Source organism: Halovenus anhuiensis (assembly GCF_037080055.1).
Lineage (GTDB): Archaea > Halobacteriota > Halobacteria > Halobacteriales > Haloarculaceae > Halovenus.
The window spans coordinates 342,969-356,251 of sequence record NZ_JBAOJI010000002.1 but is presented as its reverse complement, the minus strand read 5'-3'; the positions used below and the strand labels follow the sequence as shown (position 1 = coordinate 356,251).

14 protein-coding genes are annotated in these 13,283 nt (G+C 63.4%); 5 read left to right on the top strand and 9 right to left on the bottom strand.

The genetic code is table 11. From position 1 onward, the window contains the following. Nucleotides 1–239: 239 nt before the first annotated feature. Nucleotides 240–857 carry a GTP-binding protein EngB gene (engB, locus tag V8P86_RS07650; RefSeq protein ID WP_336326661.1) on the top strand — a complete coding sequence of 206 codons (618 nt, stop codon included), beginning with the start codon at nt 240–242 and terminating at the stop codon, nt 855–857. 78 nt (nt 858–935) lie between these two features. Here the strand turns inward: engB and yciH are convergent, their stop codons facing one another. From yciH to V8P86_RS07615, 7 genes are all read right to left on the bottom strand, one after another. Next, nucleotides 936–1,229: a stress response translation initiation inhibitor YciH gene (gene yciH / locus V8P86_RS07645; RefSeq protein ID WP_336326660.1), complete on the bottom strand. Its 294-nt coding sequence runs from the start codon at nt 1,227–1,229 to the stop codon at nt 936–938. Between the two features lie 86 nt (nt 1,230–1,315). Continuing rightward, nucleotides 1,316–1,996, bottom strand: coding sequence for a DUF420 domain-containing protein (locus V8P86_RS07640; protein ID WP_336326659.1), 681 nt, complete (start codon nt 1,994–1,996; stop codon nt 1,316–1,318). Between the two features lie 366 nt (nt 1,997–2,362). Further along, nucleotides 2,363–3,688 carry a M20/M25/M40 family metallo-hydrolase gene (locus V8P86_RS07635; protein WP_336326658.1) on the bottom strand — a complete coding sequence of 442 codons (1,326 nt, stop codon included), beginning with the start codon at nt 3,686–3,688 and terminating at the stop codon, nt 2,363–2,365. Between the two features lie 39 nt (nt 3,689–3,727). After that, nucleotides 3,728–4,681, bottom strand: a complete 954-nt coding sequence (locus V8P86_RS07630) for a DUF5787 family protein (RefSeq protein WP_336326657.1) — start codon at nt 4,679–4,681, stop codon at nt 3,728–3,730. 42 nt (nt 4,682–4,723) lie between these two features. Continuing rightward, a complete protein-coding gene (locus V8P86_RS07625; RefSeq protein WP_336326656.1) occupies nt 4,724–5,383 on the bottom strand; it encodes a hypothetical protein in 660 nt (219 codons plus the stop codon). 84 nt (nt 5,384–5,467) lie between these two features. Further along, nucleotides 5,468–6,958: a cysteine--tRNA ligase gene (cysS, locus tag V8P86_RS07620; protein ID WP_336326655.1), complete on the bottom strand. Its 1,491-nt coding sequence runs from the start codon at nt 6,956–6,958 to the stop codon at nt 5,468–5,470. A gap of 51 nt (nt 6,959–7,009) precedes the next feature. Beyond that, nucleotides 7,010–7,810, bottom strand: a complete 801-nt coding sequence (locus V8P86_RS07615) for an alpha/beta fold hydrolase (RefSeq protein ID WP_336326654.1) — start codon at nt 7,808–7,810, stop codon at nt 7,010–7,012. A 142-nt stretch (nt 7,811–7,952) separates the two neighbouring features. Between V8P86_RS07615 and V8P86_RS07610 the strand changes: the two genes are divergently transcribed. Further along, nucleotides 7,953–9,503: a GMC family oxidoreductase gene (locus tag V8P86_RS07610; RefSeq protein ID WP_336326653.1), complete on the top strand. Its 1,551-nt coding sequence runs from the start codon at nt 7,953–7,955 to the stop codon at nt 9,501–9,503. 21 nt (nt 9,504–9,524) lie between these two features. Here the strand turns inward: V8P86_RS07610 and V8P86_RS07605 are convergent, their stop codons facing one another. Beyond that, a complete protein-coding gene (locus V8P86_RS07605; protein WP_336326652.1) occupies nt 9,525–10,073 on the bottom strand; it encodes an NUDIX hydrolase in 549 nt (182 codons plus the stop codon). 91 nt (nt 10,074–10,164) lie between these two features. Continuing rightward, the gene (locus V8P86_RS07600) at nt 10,165–10,530 is read right to left on the bottom strand and encodes a cupin domain-containing protein (RefSeq protein WP_336326651.1); all 366 of its coding nucleotides are present in this window, start codon (nt 10,528–10,530) and stop codon (nt 10,165–10,167) included. Nucleotides 10,531–10,624: 94 nt separating this feature from the next. Between V8P86_RS07600 and hemC the strand changes: the two genes are divergently transcribed. Genes hemC through V8P86_RS07585 form a run of 3 tightly spaced genes read left to right on the top strand, consistent with a single transcriptional unit; the run spans nt 10,625 to nt 13,225 of the window. Next, on the top strand, nt 10,625–11,734 hold the full coding sequence (gene hemC, locus V8P86_RS07595; RefSeq protein WP_336326650.1) for a hydroxymethylbilane synthase: 1,110 nt from the start codon (nt 10,625–10,627) through the stop codon (nt 11,732–11,734). Continuing rightward, nucleotides 11,731–12,507, top strand: a complete 777-nt coding sequence (gene cobA, locus V8P86_RS07590; protein ID WP_336326649.1) for a uroporphyrinogen-III C-methyltransferase — start codon at nt 11,731–11,733, stop codon at nt 12,505–12,507. Before hemC ends, cobA begins: the two co-directional genes overlap by 4 nt. Next, a complete protein-coding gene (locus tag V8P86_RS07585) occupies nt 12,500–13,225 on the top strand; it encodes a uroporphyrinogen-III synthase (RefSeq protein ID WP_336326648.1) in 726 nt (241 codons plus the stop codon). The genes cobA and V8P86_RS07585 overlap by 8 nt, the downstream gene beginning before the upstream one ends. Nucleotides 13,226–13,283 lie beyond the last annotated feature (58 nt).

The window sequence follows — 13,283 nt, the reverse complement described above, 5'->3', positions numbered from 1 at the left end:
GTTTATTAAACATTGGGGAGAAAGAGCGGCTACAGTCCGTGATCTGTGTCGGAGTCGTCGGCTTCTGCGCTCGGGCCGGAGGCCCGCTCGCACGGCCCGAGGCGCGGAGCGCCTCGCTGTCCTCTCCCGCCTACTCGTTCACTTCGCTCACTCCTTGAGGCCGGAGGCTCCGCCTCGAAACTGCTGAATCGCCGCATCTTTTCGGACGACATTTCACCACGCCCGACGTAGCGACGGCTATGTTCGAGACACGACCGGATCGAGAAAGCGAGATTGTCCTCGCTGGCCGATCCAACGTCGGCAAATCGACGCTGATGCGGGAGATCACCGGCCACACGTTCGATACGGGCCAACGGCCGGGGGTGACCCGCGAGCCCAATCACTACGACTGGGCCTCTGAGGATTTCGTCATCACCGACCTGCCCGGCTTCGGGTTCATGAAAGGCGTCCCGGACGACGTGCAGGAACAGATCCGGACCGACATCGTCCGCTACGTCGAGGAGTACGCCGAGAAAATTCTGGCTGGCGTCATCGTTCTCGACGGGAAAGCGGCCATCGACATCATCGACCGCCACACCGGGCCGGATTCGATCCCGCACACCGTCGAACTGTATCACTTCTTCCGCGATGTCGGGATTCCACCCGTGCTCGCGGTCAACAAGATGGACAAAGTCGACAATCGGGACGAACGACTCGACGACATCGCGGATCGGTTCGGCCTGTTGCCGCCGTGGCAGCAGTACGACGAGACGATTGCGCCGATCAGCGCCAAACGCGGGAGCGTTCAGCCGCTGTACGACGCGATCCGGGAGCATCTCCACGAGGCCGAGCGAGATGACCTGTTCAAATTCTTCTGAACGGAGCTGTCGCTGTCTGAGAACGCTGGTCCGCACAACACAGTGGCGTCAACGGGCGACAGCCACGGAAAATACTAGTTAGGCAACGTTGAACCCTTTATCCTGGAGGAAATCTTCGACCCGTCCGAGGTGGTTACCCTGGAGTTCGATCTGGCCGTCGTCGACGGTCCCCCCGCACGCGAACTTGGATTTCAGGTCCGACGACAGACTGTCCATATCGACGTCGTTGGGGTCAAAGCCTTCAATAATCGTTACCTCTTTTCCGTAACGGCGCTCGTCGATGCGGATGCTGATTTCCTGGGAGTCTTTGGCCACGTCTTCACAGACGCAAAGCTCCTCGGGCAGCCCGCACGTCGAGCAGACTTCCGACATTACAGTTCGGCTGTACGAAACGGACATATTAAACACTGTCGGGTAGGAGCGTCGCCCGCTCAAATCCGCGACGCGGGCCGACAGCGTCAGAACAGGTCGGCAACTCGCGCCCGGGCCTGCGAGAGAAGATGGCGAAGACCGACGGTCCCGGTCGCCAACAGAAGCAGTTCACCCCGAGGTTCGCGGGGCTGAGCGCCGTAGATATGGTTGAGCATGAGATAGGTGATGATCCCCAGTGCGAGGCTGAGAATCCACGCACCGCCGGCGATTCGACCCACAAGCGCCTTCCGCGTATCCTTGAGTTCGGCGAAGCTGTGGGTCAGCCCCAGCACGACGGCGTAGATGACCACGGGGACCGAAACAATCGACAGCAGGATGTGAATCGCGAGCATCGCCAAGTAGGCCTCGTAGATGCCCGTCGGTGCGCCGACGATTTCGCGCTCGAAGCCGCCGCCGACTTTCGTCAGGTAGACGACCAGAAAGAGCAGAATCAGCGTGAAGGCGGTGAGCATCGCCGTCTGGTGTTTTCGGTACTCGCCCTTCTTGACGAAGTGGACGCCGACGAGCAGCGCGGCCAGCGCGAGCGTGTTGATGACGGCGATCAGATGGGCCGACAGTCGGACCTGCTCGGCCGACAGCGTCGGATAGAAATCGAACACGCCGGCAAAGGTGCCGACGACGAAGACGTAGCCGATCACCGACAGCAACACCGTCACGGCGAGCGGACGGGCCTTGACGCTATTCCGAATCTCGGTTGCGACAGCCATATTTCAGGGTAGGGCTGCGGAATAAACTGTCTTTGGATACCGCCGCCACTCGCGATGGCTCAGATGGACTCATAACTATATTTTTCAATTAGAAGACAGTACTGTACGCCGTGCTCGGCAGCGTTCGGGAGATAAACGAACAGATCGACCGATGGTTCCGAGCCCGTCCTGTGCTTCGGTGGCTCGCTCTCGCGGTCGTTCCCGGTGCCGTCTACGCGGGTATGTCTGTTCTCATCGGAAGTGGGTCGCTGCTCTGGGGAACAATACTCGGAATCGCTTGTGGAGTCACTTTCGCGACAGTCTTCACGGGACTCGAACGGCTGAGAGATAACTAACCCGGAGCCGTCGATTCCTCACGGTTCGCCGCTATGGACCGTACTCGGTAACCGCCTCGTAGACCCGGTCCGCCCCCCACGCAACCGTCTCGGCGGGGATGCGTTCGTCGCCGCTGTGGACCAGATCGAGAAAGGGCAGATCACCCAGTTGCATCGGAGTGAAGCCGTAGCTCTGGACATCGACCCTGGCGAGGTGGCGGCCGTCAGTCGCCCCGGCCATCAGCAGCGGAATCGCCACGCCGTCGGTTGCAGATTCGAGAGTCTCTGCCAGTTCGTCGAAGTAGCTCAGATCCGCCGCCGGCGGACCAGAGTCGAACCGAATGATCTCGTACTCCGGTTCCATCCCGGTCAACTCCGTCAACTCGGCGATGACATCCTCGGGCTCTTCGCCGGGGACGAGCCGACAGTCCAGCGAAACCGTCACCGCCTCGGGGACGACGTTCTGTTTGTCGCCGCCGTGGACTTTGGTGACGTTGGCGGTGTTGTGCAGGATGGCGTCGAACATGCGGGCTTCCTCGCCCATCTCGTCGAGGATGTCGTCGGTCCGGTCGGGGTCGAGCAGGCCGCGGAACTGTGCCGCGCGCTCGCCGTCGAGTTCCTCGGCGACCGAGTCGATCATCTGCTCGGCGCTGGGCGTGATATTCACCGGCAGGCGATTGCCGTCGACGGCTTCGACGAACGAGGCCATCTTCCCCATCGCCGTGTCCGGCGTCGGGAAGGAGGCGTGACCGCTATTGCCTCGGAAAGTGGCTTCGAGCCAGCAGACCTGTTTCTCGTTAGTCTGGACCGGATACGTCTCGACGCCAGCCACGTCGAACTCGAAGCCGCCGAACTCGCCGATAGCGTACTCCACGTCCGCAAACAGTTCCGGGTGGTCGTCGACAAGCCAGCCGAGTCCCTCGTCACCGCCGGCCTCCTCGTCGGAGACAATCAGGAGGAGAATATCGCCGGCGGGCGTCACGTCCGCGGCCGCGAGTCGACAGAAGGCGGCGAGGTACATCGCCACGCCGCCTTTCATATCGAGCGTCCCCCGCCCCCAGATGTAGCCGTCCGCTTCGGCACCACTGAAGGGGTCGTGAGTCCACTCCTGATTGGTCGTCGGCACCACGTCGACGTGGCCGTACAGCATGAGCGGGGCCGCGTCCCCACCTGGAATCCGCGCGAGGAGATTCGGTCGTTCGGGATCGTTGGCGTACGTTTCCGTTTCGACGCCGTAGGCCGTCAGCAGGTCGTCGATCCACTCGATACAGTCGCGCTCGTTGCCGGGCGGATTGACCGTCTCGAAGCGGACGAGGTCCTGCAAGAGTTCCGCGGGTCGTTCGTGGCGGTCCGTGGTGACCGCCGGGTCGGGTGTCATGGCCGCGTTATCGGCCGGCAGGCACATAATGCTCCGGATTCACCGGAATCGGTCGAGTCCGCTCTGTCGCCGCTGTTTCCCCTCCGGATCGGGATCCCACAGCGACCGCTCGGCACGGATCCCATCGAGGTCGATACCGGGTGGATCGGCCGGTTCGTAGCCGGCGCAGTCCTCGCCACAGGTCCGGGCCGGGTCGACGACGCTGCCGTGCCACGGGCAGACTGGGAGACCAGCGTCGTCGGGGTCGATCCGACTGCACGGCGGGAGGTCGTAGGTCCGCCAGCCTTTGCCGTAGGCCCGCTCGGCGACGCGTCGGCGCTGGCGCTCGATGTCCGCGGGGTCGACCACCTCGATATCTGTCCGGGCGGTACGGCGCTCGACGAGTTCGATACCAGACTGGTCGACAGGAAGTTTCTGGGGTTCGCGGACCACTTCACGCCCCCCGGTCTCGGGGTCGAATCGCCAGATTCCGATCGGATCGGGAATCCGGTGTTCGTGTGCGCCGGTGACGTACGATTCCGTCGCGAGCACCACCTCGTCGAGCAGCGCCAGTTTCGCATCCGTGAGTAGCTGGGTTTCGAGCGCGCCGGGGTTGCCGAGGTCGGGTTTGTTCTCGATACCGATCAGTCGGTCGTACCAGTCGGGATAGCGCACGGTCTGGCGGACGTACGCCCGTCCTCGCCGTCGTTCGCGCTCGAAGAACCCACAGTCGACGGCCGCTTCCAGCACTTCCTCGCCGCGGTCGGGGTGGCCGTCGTAGGCCTCACGCCACGGGCGGGCGGTCCCCGGTCCGGCCTGGCTCTCGATGGCTGCCGGCGGAATCGTCTGCTCGGTGATCGCCCGGCGCTCGTCGAACTCGGGGCCCGGCGTGACACAGACGATGTCCATCACACGGTTGCCGTGACAGGAGGTGCCAAGCTGGCGGCTCACGAGTCCCGAGCGCTCGCTTTCGAGATGGGCACACAGCGATAGCTCGAAGCCGAATTCCCGCACGACCGCCAGTAGCGGCCGAGCGCGCAAAACCGCTGTGGACAGTTAGCTCGCAGTGGTGACGTTGACGACGATGTCCTGGCCCTCTCCGCTGGCGGCCGCAGCCTCGTCGGGGACACCGGCAACCTCGTGGCTGCCGGGGTCGACCGAGTCGCCGTCGACCTCGATATCGATGCTGGTCCCCGAGTCGTCTTCGCTGTAGGTGGTTCCGTTGTAGGTCAGTTCAGTCCCCGCGTCGTTAACCTCGATTCCGAGCGTTTCCAGCGCGTACTGCAGGGTAAAGCCGCGGGCGTGTTTGTGCCAGACGTAATCGCCGTACTTCTGCTGTTCGTTGCCGTGGAAATGAAAGGCGCTGTCGCCCTGAGAGAATTCGGGACCGGTGAGGTCGAGTTGTTCGCCGTCGATGGTGATTGCCATCGTGCCGTGTTCGTGGACCGCACCCTGATCGGTCGGCCCGTCGCCGGAGCTACCACCCGTGACGACGAGATAGCCGGTCAGCGCGACTGCCAGGAGCATGACGACACTCAGGCCCGCGAGGCCAACCTTGGCGTTCGAGCCCATCCCCGAGTCCGTGGAGGACCCTCCTTGTGCGTCGATTCGGCGCTGGTCGATCCGGCTCAGTTCCCCCTCGTGTTCGGCCGCCAGATGGCCGAGATACGACTCCTCGTCACTGAAGGAGTCCTCACAGTAATCACACTGGGGCATCGTATGCCGAGGGCTTTCATCTCTGCGTAATAATAGCTGTCGACTGAACTGGATCGCAGTGACGACCAGCGGACCCGTCGTCAGCTATTCGAGCCGGAATTCGGGGCCGTCGTCGGTGTCCTGCACCTCGACACCCAGCGCTTCGAGGTCGTCGCGCAACTGGTCGGCGCGCTCGTAGTTGCCGGCTTCTCGCTCCTGCTCGCGCATCGAGAGCACGAGTTCGACCAACTCGCCGGCGATGTCGACGTTCCCATCGTCGGCGGCCGTCCCGAAAGACAGTCCGAGTACCTCGCCGCCGAACTCCTCGTAGGTCTCGATGGCTTCCCGCAGGCCGACGTAATCGTACTTGTCGTGGTCGTCGAGGTGGGCGTTGACCGCGGCGGTCAACTCCCGCAGACTCGCCAGCGCACCGCGGGTGTTGAAGTCGTCGTTCATCGCCGACTCGAACTCATCGTGGGTCGTCTCGATGGCATTGCGCAGATCCTCGTCTTCGACTTTCGTCCGGGCGTCGGTGCTGTCGAGGGCCTCGCGCGCTCGCTCGTACCCTCGCTGTAGTCGCTCGAAGCGAGCCTCGGCCTCGCTGATCGTCTCCGAACTGTAGGTGGCGGGACTGTGGTAGGCCGTCGAGAGCAGGAAGGTTCGGACGACGTTCGGGCCGTAGTTGTCGAGTGCTTCGGCGACCGTCTCGAAGTTGCCCAGCGAGGAAGACATCTTCTCGTCGTCGGGGGCGTCCAGCAGGCGGACGTGCAGCCAGTAGCGAGCGAACGTCTCGCCGGTCGCGGCCTCGCTCTGGGCTACCTCGTTTTCGTGATGCGGGAAGACCAGATCCTGCCCGCCGACGTGGATGTCGATGGTCTCGTCGAGGTGGGTCATACTCATCGCCGAGCACTCGATGTGCCAGCCAGGTCGACCCTCGCCCCACGGCGAGTCCCACGTCTGGGCCGTCTCGCAGGCCTCCTCGGCTGGAGCGGCTGCGTCGTGCTGGTGATCCTCGATTGCGCTGGGGTCGACGCCGCCGGCCTTCCAGAGCGCGAAGTCGGCAGGGTTGCGCTTTTCCGACTGTTCGTCGGGAGTGCCCTGGGCTTCCATCTCCTCGACTTCCTGGTTCGAGAGCTTCCCGTACTCCTCGAAGTTGGTCACGTCGAAGTACACGGAGCCGTTGGATTCGTAGGCGTAGCCGCGGTCGATCAAACGCTGTACGAGGTCGATAATCTCCGGAACGTGCTCGGAGACGCGGGGATAGACCTCTGCGCGCTTGAGGTTGAGCCCCCGCATGTCCTCGATGATCGCACGGATGTACGACTCCGCAACGTCTCCCTCGCTGTCGCCGTCTTCGCCGACGCGGGCGACGATTTTCTCGTTTACGTCCGTAAAGTTCTCGACGTGACGAACGTCGTAGCCGAGCCAATCGAGCCAGCGGTGCATCACGTCGACGTGGACCCACCCGCGGGCGTGGCCGAGATGGGCCGGGTCGGAAGTCGTCAGCCCGCAGTAATACAGCAAGACAGAATCGGGGTCCTGTGGCTCGAAGGCTTCGCGCTCGCCGGACAGGGAGTTCGTCACTCGAAGCGTCATTAGCGGTACTACCGCGGGATATCGTTTCAACGCTGTGGTCTCGCCCTGCCCTCACAGGAACGTCCTGAGTTCCGCTGTCAACTCGTCTGCCGCGCCCAGCGGGATGCCGTGGCCGACATTCGAGAAGCCAATAAGCTTCGAGTCCGGGATCTGTGCCGCGATGTAGTCGGCTGTCTCCGGTGTGTAGAGGTTGCTCTCCTCCCCGTAAGTGACGAGCGTCGGCACGGAGATGTCGGAGAGCATCTCCCGGTAATCATTCGTCACCATCGCAATCCAGAGATTGACTGCGGTGTTCGTCGGTGTCTTCGCGCTCTCTTCGATCACCCAGTCGAGTTGTTCTTCGGAGAGGGTGTCGAGCAACTCCCGGAAGATATCACCGGCGACGCGCTCCCAACCCGAGGAGAACGTCGCGAGCGTGTCGAGATTCTCCTCGTGGCTAAACCCGCCGTATAACCCGTGATCCCACTGTTCGTCAGTTATCAGTTTCGGGGACATATCGATCAGTGCAGCGCGGTCGAGGCGTTCGCACCCGAGCTGGCGAACGTACTCGAAGATGACGTGGACCCCCATCGACCAGCCGACGAGTGAGACGGACTCGAGGCCCAGATAGTCGAGGAGTTCCTCGACATCGGTCGCGAGGCGGTCCATAGTCAACCCATCCTGTGGGAATTCGGAATCCCCGTGTCCTCTGAGATCCACCGAAATGACGCGGTACTCGTCTCTGAGTGAGGCCGTCTGTGCCTCGAAAAAGTGCCGATTACAGGTCCAGCCGTGAATGAGTACGATTGGCTTCCCTTCCCCTCTGTCCTCGTAATAGAGGCTCACGTTGTCGGTTGTTGCGAACGTCGGCATATGGTAATTTATGGCACATCTGTGAAATACTCATGGCCGCCGTCCCCGTTGGCCGACCCGGATCCAACGTGCGAGTAGCAGATGCAAACTCGAAATTCGTTCATAAACATTTATCATGTATGTTTCCTTTGTATGAGTCGGTATGCCGAGTGGCAAGGTAACACACGACTATATCGTGATCGGGGCGGGATCAGCAGGCTGTGCGATGGCACATCGCCTGACAGAAGAGGGGGCAAGCGTGCTGCTGCTGGAGGCGGGCCAGCCGGACGAGAAAGAGGAGATTCACGTGCCGGCGATGTTCCCACATCTGATGAAAAGCGAGGTCGACTGGGATTACAGCACGACGCCCCAGTCGGAGATGAACGGCCGGGAACTGTACTGGCCGCGAGGAAAGACCCTGGGGGGGTCGAGTTCGATCAACGCGATGATCTACATCCGCGGCGTGGCCCACGACTACGACACGTGGGCCGAACGTGGCAACGAGGGATGGGGGTACGACGACATGCTGCCGTACTTCAAGCAGGCCGAACACTTCGAGCCGGGAGAATCGGAATATCACGGCCAGGACGGCCCGCTGAACGTCGCCGAGGCGGCCGATCCACACCCCGTCTCGGAGGCGATGGTCGACGCCGCCGCCGAGACGGGCATCCCGCGAAACGACGATTTCAACGGCGCCGAGCAGGAGGGGACGGGGCTCTATCACGTCACCCAGGAGGACGGCCAGCGCTGTAGCGCCGCGAAAGCCTACATCACGCCGATTCTCGACCGCGGCAATCTCACTGTCGAGACAGGCGCGCAGGTCACCGAGATTCGTGTCGAGGGCGAGCAGGCCGTCGGTGTCAGCTACGAACAGGACGGCCAGACTCACGAGGCCGACGCCGACGCAGAGGTCGTCGTCTCCGCTGGCGCGGTCAACTCTCCGCAACTGCTGATGCTGTCGGGGATCGGTCCGGCCGACCACCTCGACGAGCACGGCATCGATGTCGTGGCGGATCTGCCCGGCGTCGGCAAGAATCTGCAGGACCATCTCTTCGGCTTCGTCGTCTACGAGCGGACGAAAGGCGGCGAGCCAGCGCCGACGACCAATATCGGCGAGGCCGGCGGCTTCACCTACGTCGACGAGAGCGAACCCGCACCGGATCTGCAGTTCCACTTCGCGCCGGTGTACTACATGGAACACGGCTTCGCCAACCCCGAGGAAGGACAGGGCTTCTCCATCGGCGCGACGCAAGTCCGTCCGGAGAGCCGCGGGTATCTCGAACTCGCCTCGGACGACCCACACGACGATCCGGTCATCGACCCGCAGTACTTCTCCGAACAGAAGGATCTCGACGTGCTCATCGAGGGAGTCAAGAAAGCCCGCGAGATCGCACAGGCTGACGCCCTCGACGAGTGGCGCGGCGATGAGGTCTGGCCGGGCGAGGATGTCCAGACCGACGCGGAAATCGAGGAACACGTCCGGGAGACGGCCCACACTGTCTACCATCCGGTCGGGACCTGCAAGATGGGCGACGACGAGATGGCCGTCGTCGACGACGAACTGCGGGTCCACGGCGTCTCAAATCTCCGCGTCGTCGACGCTTCGGTGATGCCGACGATTTCCAGCGGCAACACCAACGCGCCGACGATTGCCGTCGCGGAGAAGGCCGCCGAACTGATCGCGCAGGACCGAGCGGTCACCGCCGACGACTGATCGGCCTGCACCCCTGTATTCTCAGTTTTCGTCGCGCTCGAACAGCGCGTAGTGAAGAATCGCAGTCACAGTCCGTCCGTCCTCCAGTTCGCTGGTCCTGACCGCATCGAGGAGGTCCTCGAACGCCGCCGTCGATACCTCGATCGTTTCGTCAGTATCCAGCGACTGCTTGCCCGCCCGCTCGCAGTCGTGGGCGACGAAGTAGTGGAAATACGCATCGGAGAAGCCGTTTGCTGGCTCGAAGCCACCGAGATACGACATCTCGCCGGCCTCGTAGCCGGTTTCCTCTCGGAGTTCACGGCGCGCGCCCTGCTCGCGGTCCTCGCCAGGTTCGAGACTCCCCGCGGGGAGGCCGCGGTTCTCTCGTTTGACGGCGTGACGCCACTCGTCGATGACGACGACTTCCCCGTCGCTCGTGAAGGGGAGAATGACCGCACTCTCGCTTTCGGTCAGGTAGTCGAACTCGGCTTCGGTGCCGTCCGGGAGGGCGACCGTCTCGTTGACGATGTCGAAGCCCTCACAACTGTATGCGATCTGCTCGTCGACGGTTTCCCAGCGTCGATCTGCCATACTCCCACTGGGGCGAGCAGTTACAAATTCCCCACGACCGTGGGTGAGTGCGCCCGGCCATCGAGCGGTCGACAGTCGGGCTAGGAGATTATCAGTCGAGCTGTTCGAGGTCCGTCTTCGTCCGTTCGCTCTCTACGTTCCCGGTGTTTCGGGTTTCGCTAGGCTCGAAGAGGAGAATCTCGGCTTCGCTGTCGGTGACCGGCCGGTGCTCGACACCGCGAGGGACGATGACGAACTCACCTTCTTGTAGTACAATATCCGAGTCCTCGCGCAGTTCGATCGTGAGTTCTCCCGAAACGACCAGGAAGAGTTCGTCGGCGTCCTCGTGGTGATGCCAGACGAACTCCCCCTCGGCCTTTGCGAGCTTTACCGCCTGGCCGTTGAGTTCGCCCGCGAGTCGCGGGGACCACTGCTCGTCGAAGGAGTCGAACGCCTCGGCGAGGGCCACTTTCTCCATACGTATCTGTCCGACCAGTCCCGGATAGTCTTTTCTTCGTCGCGGGGCCCGCGAGAGGATGCGTTTTTCACCACGGACCGCAGAGAAACAGGCAATGAGCAATCGCGGGGATACCGTACGGATCGCCACGCGCGGGTCAGCACTGGCCCGTCGGCAGGCGGCGATGATCGAGGAGCAACTCACACAGCGCCGGTTGTCGGTCGAACTCGTCGAAGTCGAGACCACCGGTGACCAGATTCAGGACGAACTCATCCACCGACTCGGAACGACCGGTGCGTTCGTCCGCAGCCTCGACGAGAAAGTGCTCTCGGGCGAACTCGACGCCGCGGTCCACTCGATGAAAGACATGCCGACCGAACAGCCCGACGAACTGGTCGTCGCGGGCACGCCCGAACGCGGCCCCGCCGGCGACGTGCTCGTCACGCCCGATGGCCGAACGCTCGACGAACTGCCCGACGGAGCGACCATCGGCACGTCGAGTCTCCGCCGGAAGGCCCAACTGCTCGCCGAACGACCTGATCTCGACATCCAGCCGCTGCGGGGCAACGTCGACACCCGCGTCCAGAAACTGCTCGCGCCTTCCCTGCAGCGCGAACACGAGGCCCGGATCGACGCCGCCGACGCCGAAGACGAGGAGGCCGAGGAGCACGAAGCGGAGTACGACCGCACGCCAGAGGAGTGGTTCGACGACCTGACCGAACTCGAACGGCAGGCGCTGGGCCACGACATCGAGACGGAGTACGACGCCATCTGTCTGGCCGAGGCTGGACTCGACCGCAGCAATCTCCTCGAGTTCGTCGAGTACGAACGCCTCGACCCGGCGACGGTCGTCCCCGCTCCCGCTCAGGGGACCATCGCCGTCACGGCGCTGGACGGCGACCTCGCCGAACAGCTCCACGGCATTCTGGACCATCCCCACACGCGTATCGAGACGACCGTCGAGCGGTCGATTCTGGCCGAACTCGGCGGTGGCTGTGTCGCCCCCGTCGGGATTCACGCCCGCCTGCAAGGGGAGTACGTCAACACCGCGGCCCGGGTGCTCGCACAGGACGGCAGCGAGGAGGTCCGGGCGAGTCGTGACATCCCGGTCCAGCGACACGCCGAGGCCGCACGGGAGTTCGCCCGTGAGCTTGCTGACCAGGGCGCGACAGAACTGATCGAACAGGCACGCCGAGACGAACCCGACGAGCCGAAACGATCATGACCGAGACGCCACCTACCGCGGAGGGAATCGTCCATCTCGTCGGCGCCGGCCCCGGCGACCCGGAACTGCTGACGGTGAAGGCCAAACGCCTACTCGAAGAGGGTGATATCGTCCTCCACGACAAGCTTTCGGGACCGAATATCCTCGACCAGATCGAGACCGACCGCCTCGAAGATGTGGGAACGCGGGGTCACGGCGACACCACACCCCAATCGTACGTCAACGAGCGGATGGTCGAACTCGCCCGCGAGGGCAAGACGGTCGTCCGACTCAAGGGCGGCGATCCGACCGTCTTCGGCCGCGGCGGCGAGGAGATGCGCTATCTCGCCGAGCACGGTGTCCCCTTCGAGGTCGTGCCGGCGATCACCTCCGCCATCGCCGGGCCAGAGGTCGCCGGCATCCCCGTCACCGACCGCAACCACGCCTCGACCTTTTCGGTCGTCACCGGCCACGAGGACCCGAACAAGGAGGAGTCGGCTGTCGACTGGAAAGCGCTGGCCGCGACTGGCGGCACCATCGTCGTGCTCATGGGCGTCACTCGCCTGCCCGAGTACACTACCTCGCTGACCGAGGCCGGCATGGACCCGGAGACGCCGGTCGCGATGGTCGAGCGGGCCACCTGGCCCGACCAGCAGGTCGTCACCGGCACACTCGAAACGATCGTCGACGCCGCCGACGAGACGGGGATCGAACCGCCCGCCATCACGGTGATCGGCGAAGTTGCCGGCACCCGCGAAACAGCCCTCGATTTCCTCGCGACCAACTATGAGTAACCCGACTGTCGCCGTCTTCCGACCCGACGACGAACGCCTCGACAGGGCAACCGACCTCCTCGACTCGCTGGGGATGGATCCACTACCCGATCCGATGCTCGCGGTCGAACCGACGGGAGCCCGGCCCCGCGAGGACGCCGACTATACGATCCTGACGAGCAAGACCGGTGTCGAACTGCTTCCCGACGGCTGGACCCCCGGCGGGGCGCTCTGTGCCATCGGCGAGTCGACTGCGGCCGTCCTGCGGGAGGCCGGCTACACCGTCGATATCGTTCCCGAAGAGTACACCTCCGGCGGGCTTGTCGACGCGCTCGCCGAGCGTGTCGACGGGGCACGCATCGAAGTTGCGCGGAGCGATCACGGCTCGGCGGTGCTGCTAGACGGACTCGAATCCGCGGGTGCGTACATCCACGAGACGGTGCTGTACGAACTCCGTCGGCCACCCGAGGCCGGCGAATCAGCAGTTACAGCGGCCGACCGCGACCTCGACGCTGCGCTGTTTAGCTCCTCGCTCACCGTCGAGAACTTCCTGTCGGCCGCGGCCGACCGCGACTGTGAACCAGTCGCACTCGCCGGCTTGAACGACGCACTCGTCGGCGTCATCGGACCACCAACCGCAGAGACGGCCAAAGAGATGGGAATCGATGTCGACTTCGTCGCGAGTGAGGCGGATTTCGACGTACTGGCACGCGAAGCCGCGGATCGTCTCGATTGTTAGTTACCGAAACCAAACATGTAAAATTCCGGAATATTTTTATACGATAATCAATATATTT

What these genes read in the sequence shown, in the direction of transcription:
- V8P86_RS07635 (WP_336326658.1), bottom strand. Translation starts at nt 3,688, where the DNA reads ATGACACCCGACCCGGCGGTCACCACGGACCGCCACGAACGACCCGCG.
- V8P86_RS07600 (WP_336326651.1), bottom strand. Translation starts at nt 10,530, where the DNA reads ATGGAGAAAGTGGCCCTCGCCGAGGCGTTCGACTCCTTCGACGAGCAG.
- V8P86_RS07640 (WP_336326659.1), bottom strand. Translation starts at nt 1,996, where the DNA reads ATGGCTGTCGCAACCGAGATTCGGAATAGCGTCAAGGCCCGTCCGCTC.
- engB (WP_336326661.1), top strand. Translation starts at nt 240, where the DNA reads ATGTTCGAGACACGACCGGATCGAGAAAGCGAGATTGTCCTCGCTGGC.
- yciH (WP_336326660.1), bottom strand. Translation starts at nt 1,229, where the DNA reads ATGTCGGAAGTCTGCTCGACGTGCGGGCTGCCCGAGGAGCTTTGCGTC.
- hemC (WP_336326650.1), top strand. Translation starts at nt 10,625, where the DNA reads ATGAGCAATCGCGGGGATACCGTACGGATCGCCACGCGCGGGTCAGCA.
- V8P86_RS07610 (WP_336326653.1), top strand. Translation starts at nt 7,953, where the DNA reads ATGCCGAGTGGCAAGGTAACACACGACTATATCGTGATCGGGGCGGGA.
- cobA (WP_336326649.1), top strand. Translation starts at nt 11,731, where the DNA reads ATGACCGAGACGCCACCTACCGCGGAGGGAATCGTCCATCTCGTCGGC.
- V8P86_RS07625 (WP_336326656.1), bottom strand. Translation starts at nt 5,383, where the DNA reads ATGCCCCAGTGTGATTACTGTGAGGACTCCTTCAGTGACGAGGAGTCG.
- V8P86_RS07585 (WP_336326648.1), top strand. Translation starts at nt 12,500, where the DNA reads ATGAGTAACCCGACTGTCGCCGTCTTCCGACCCGACGACGAACGCCTC.
- V8P86_RS07615 (WP_336326654.1), bottom strand. Translation starts at nt 7,810, where the DNA reads ATGCCGACGTTCGCAACAACCGACAACGTGAGCCTCTATTACGAGGAC.
- cysS (WP_336326655.1), bottom strand. Translation starts at nt 6,958, where the DNA reads ATGACGCTTCGAGTGACGAACTCCCTGTCCGGCGAGCGCGAAGCCTTC.
- V8P86_RS07605 (WP_336326652.1), bottom strand. Translation starts at nt 10,073, where the DNA reads ATGGCAGATCGACGCTGGGAAACCGTCGACGAGCAGATCGCATACAGT.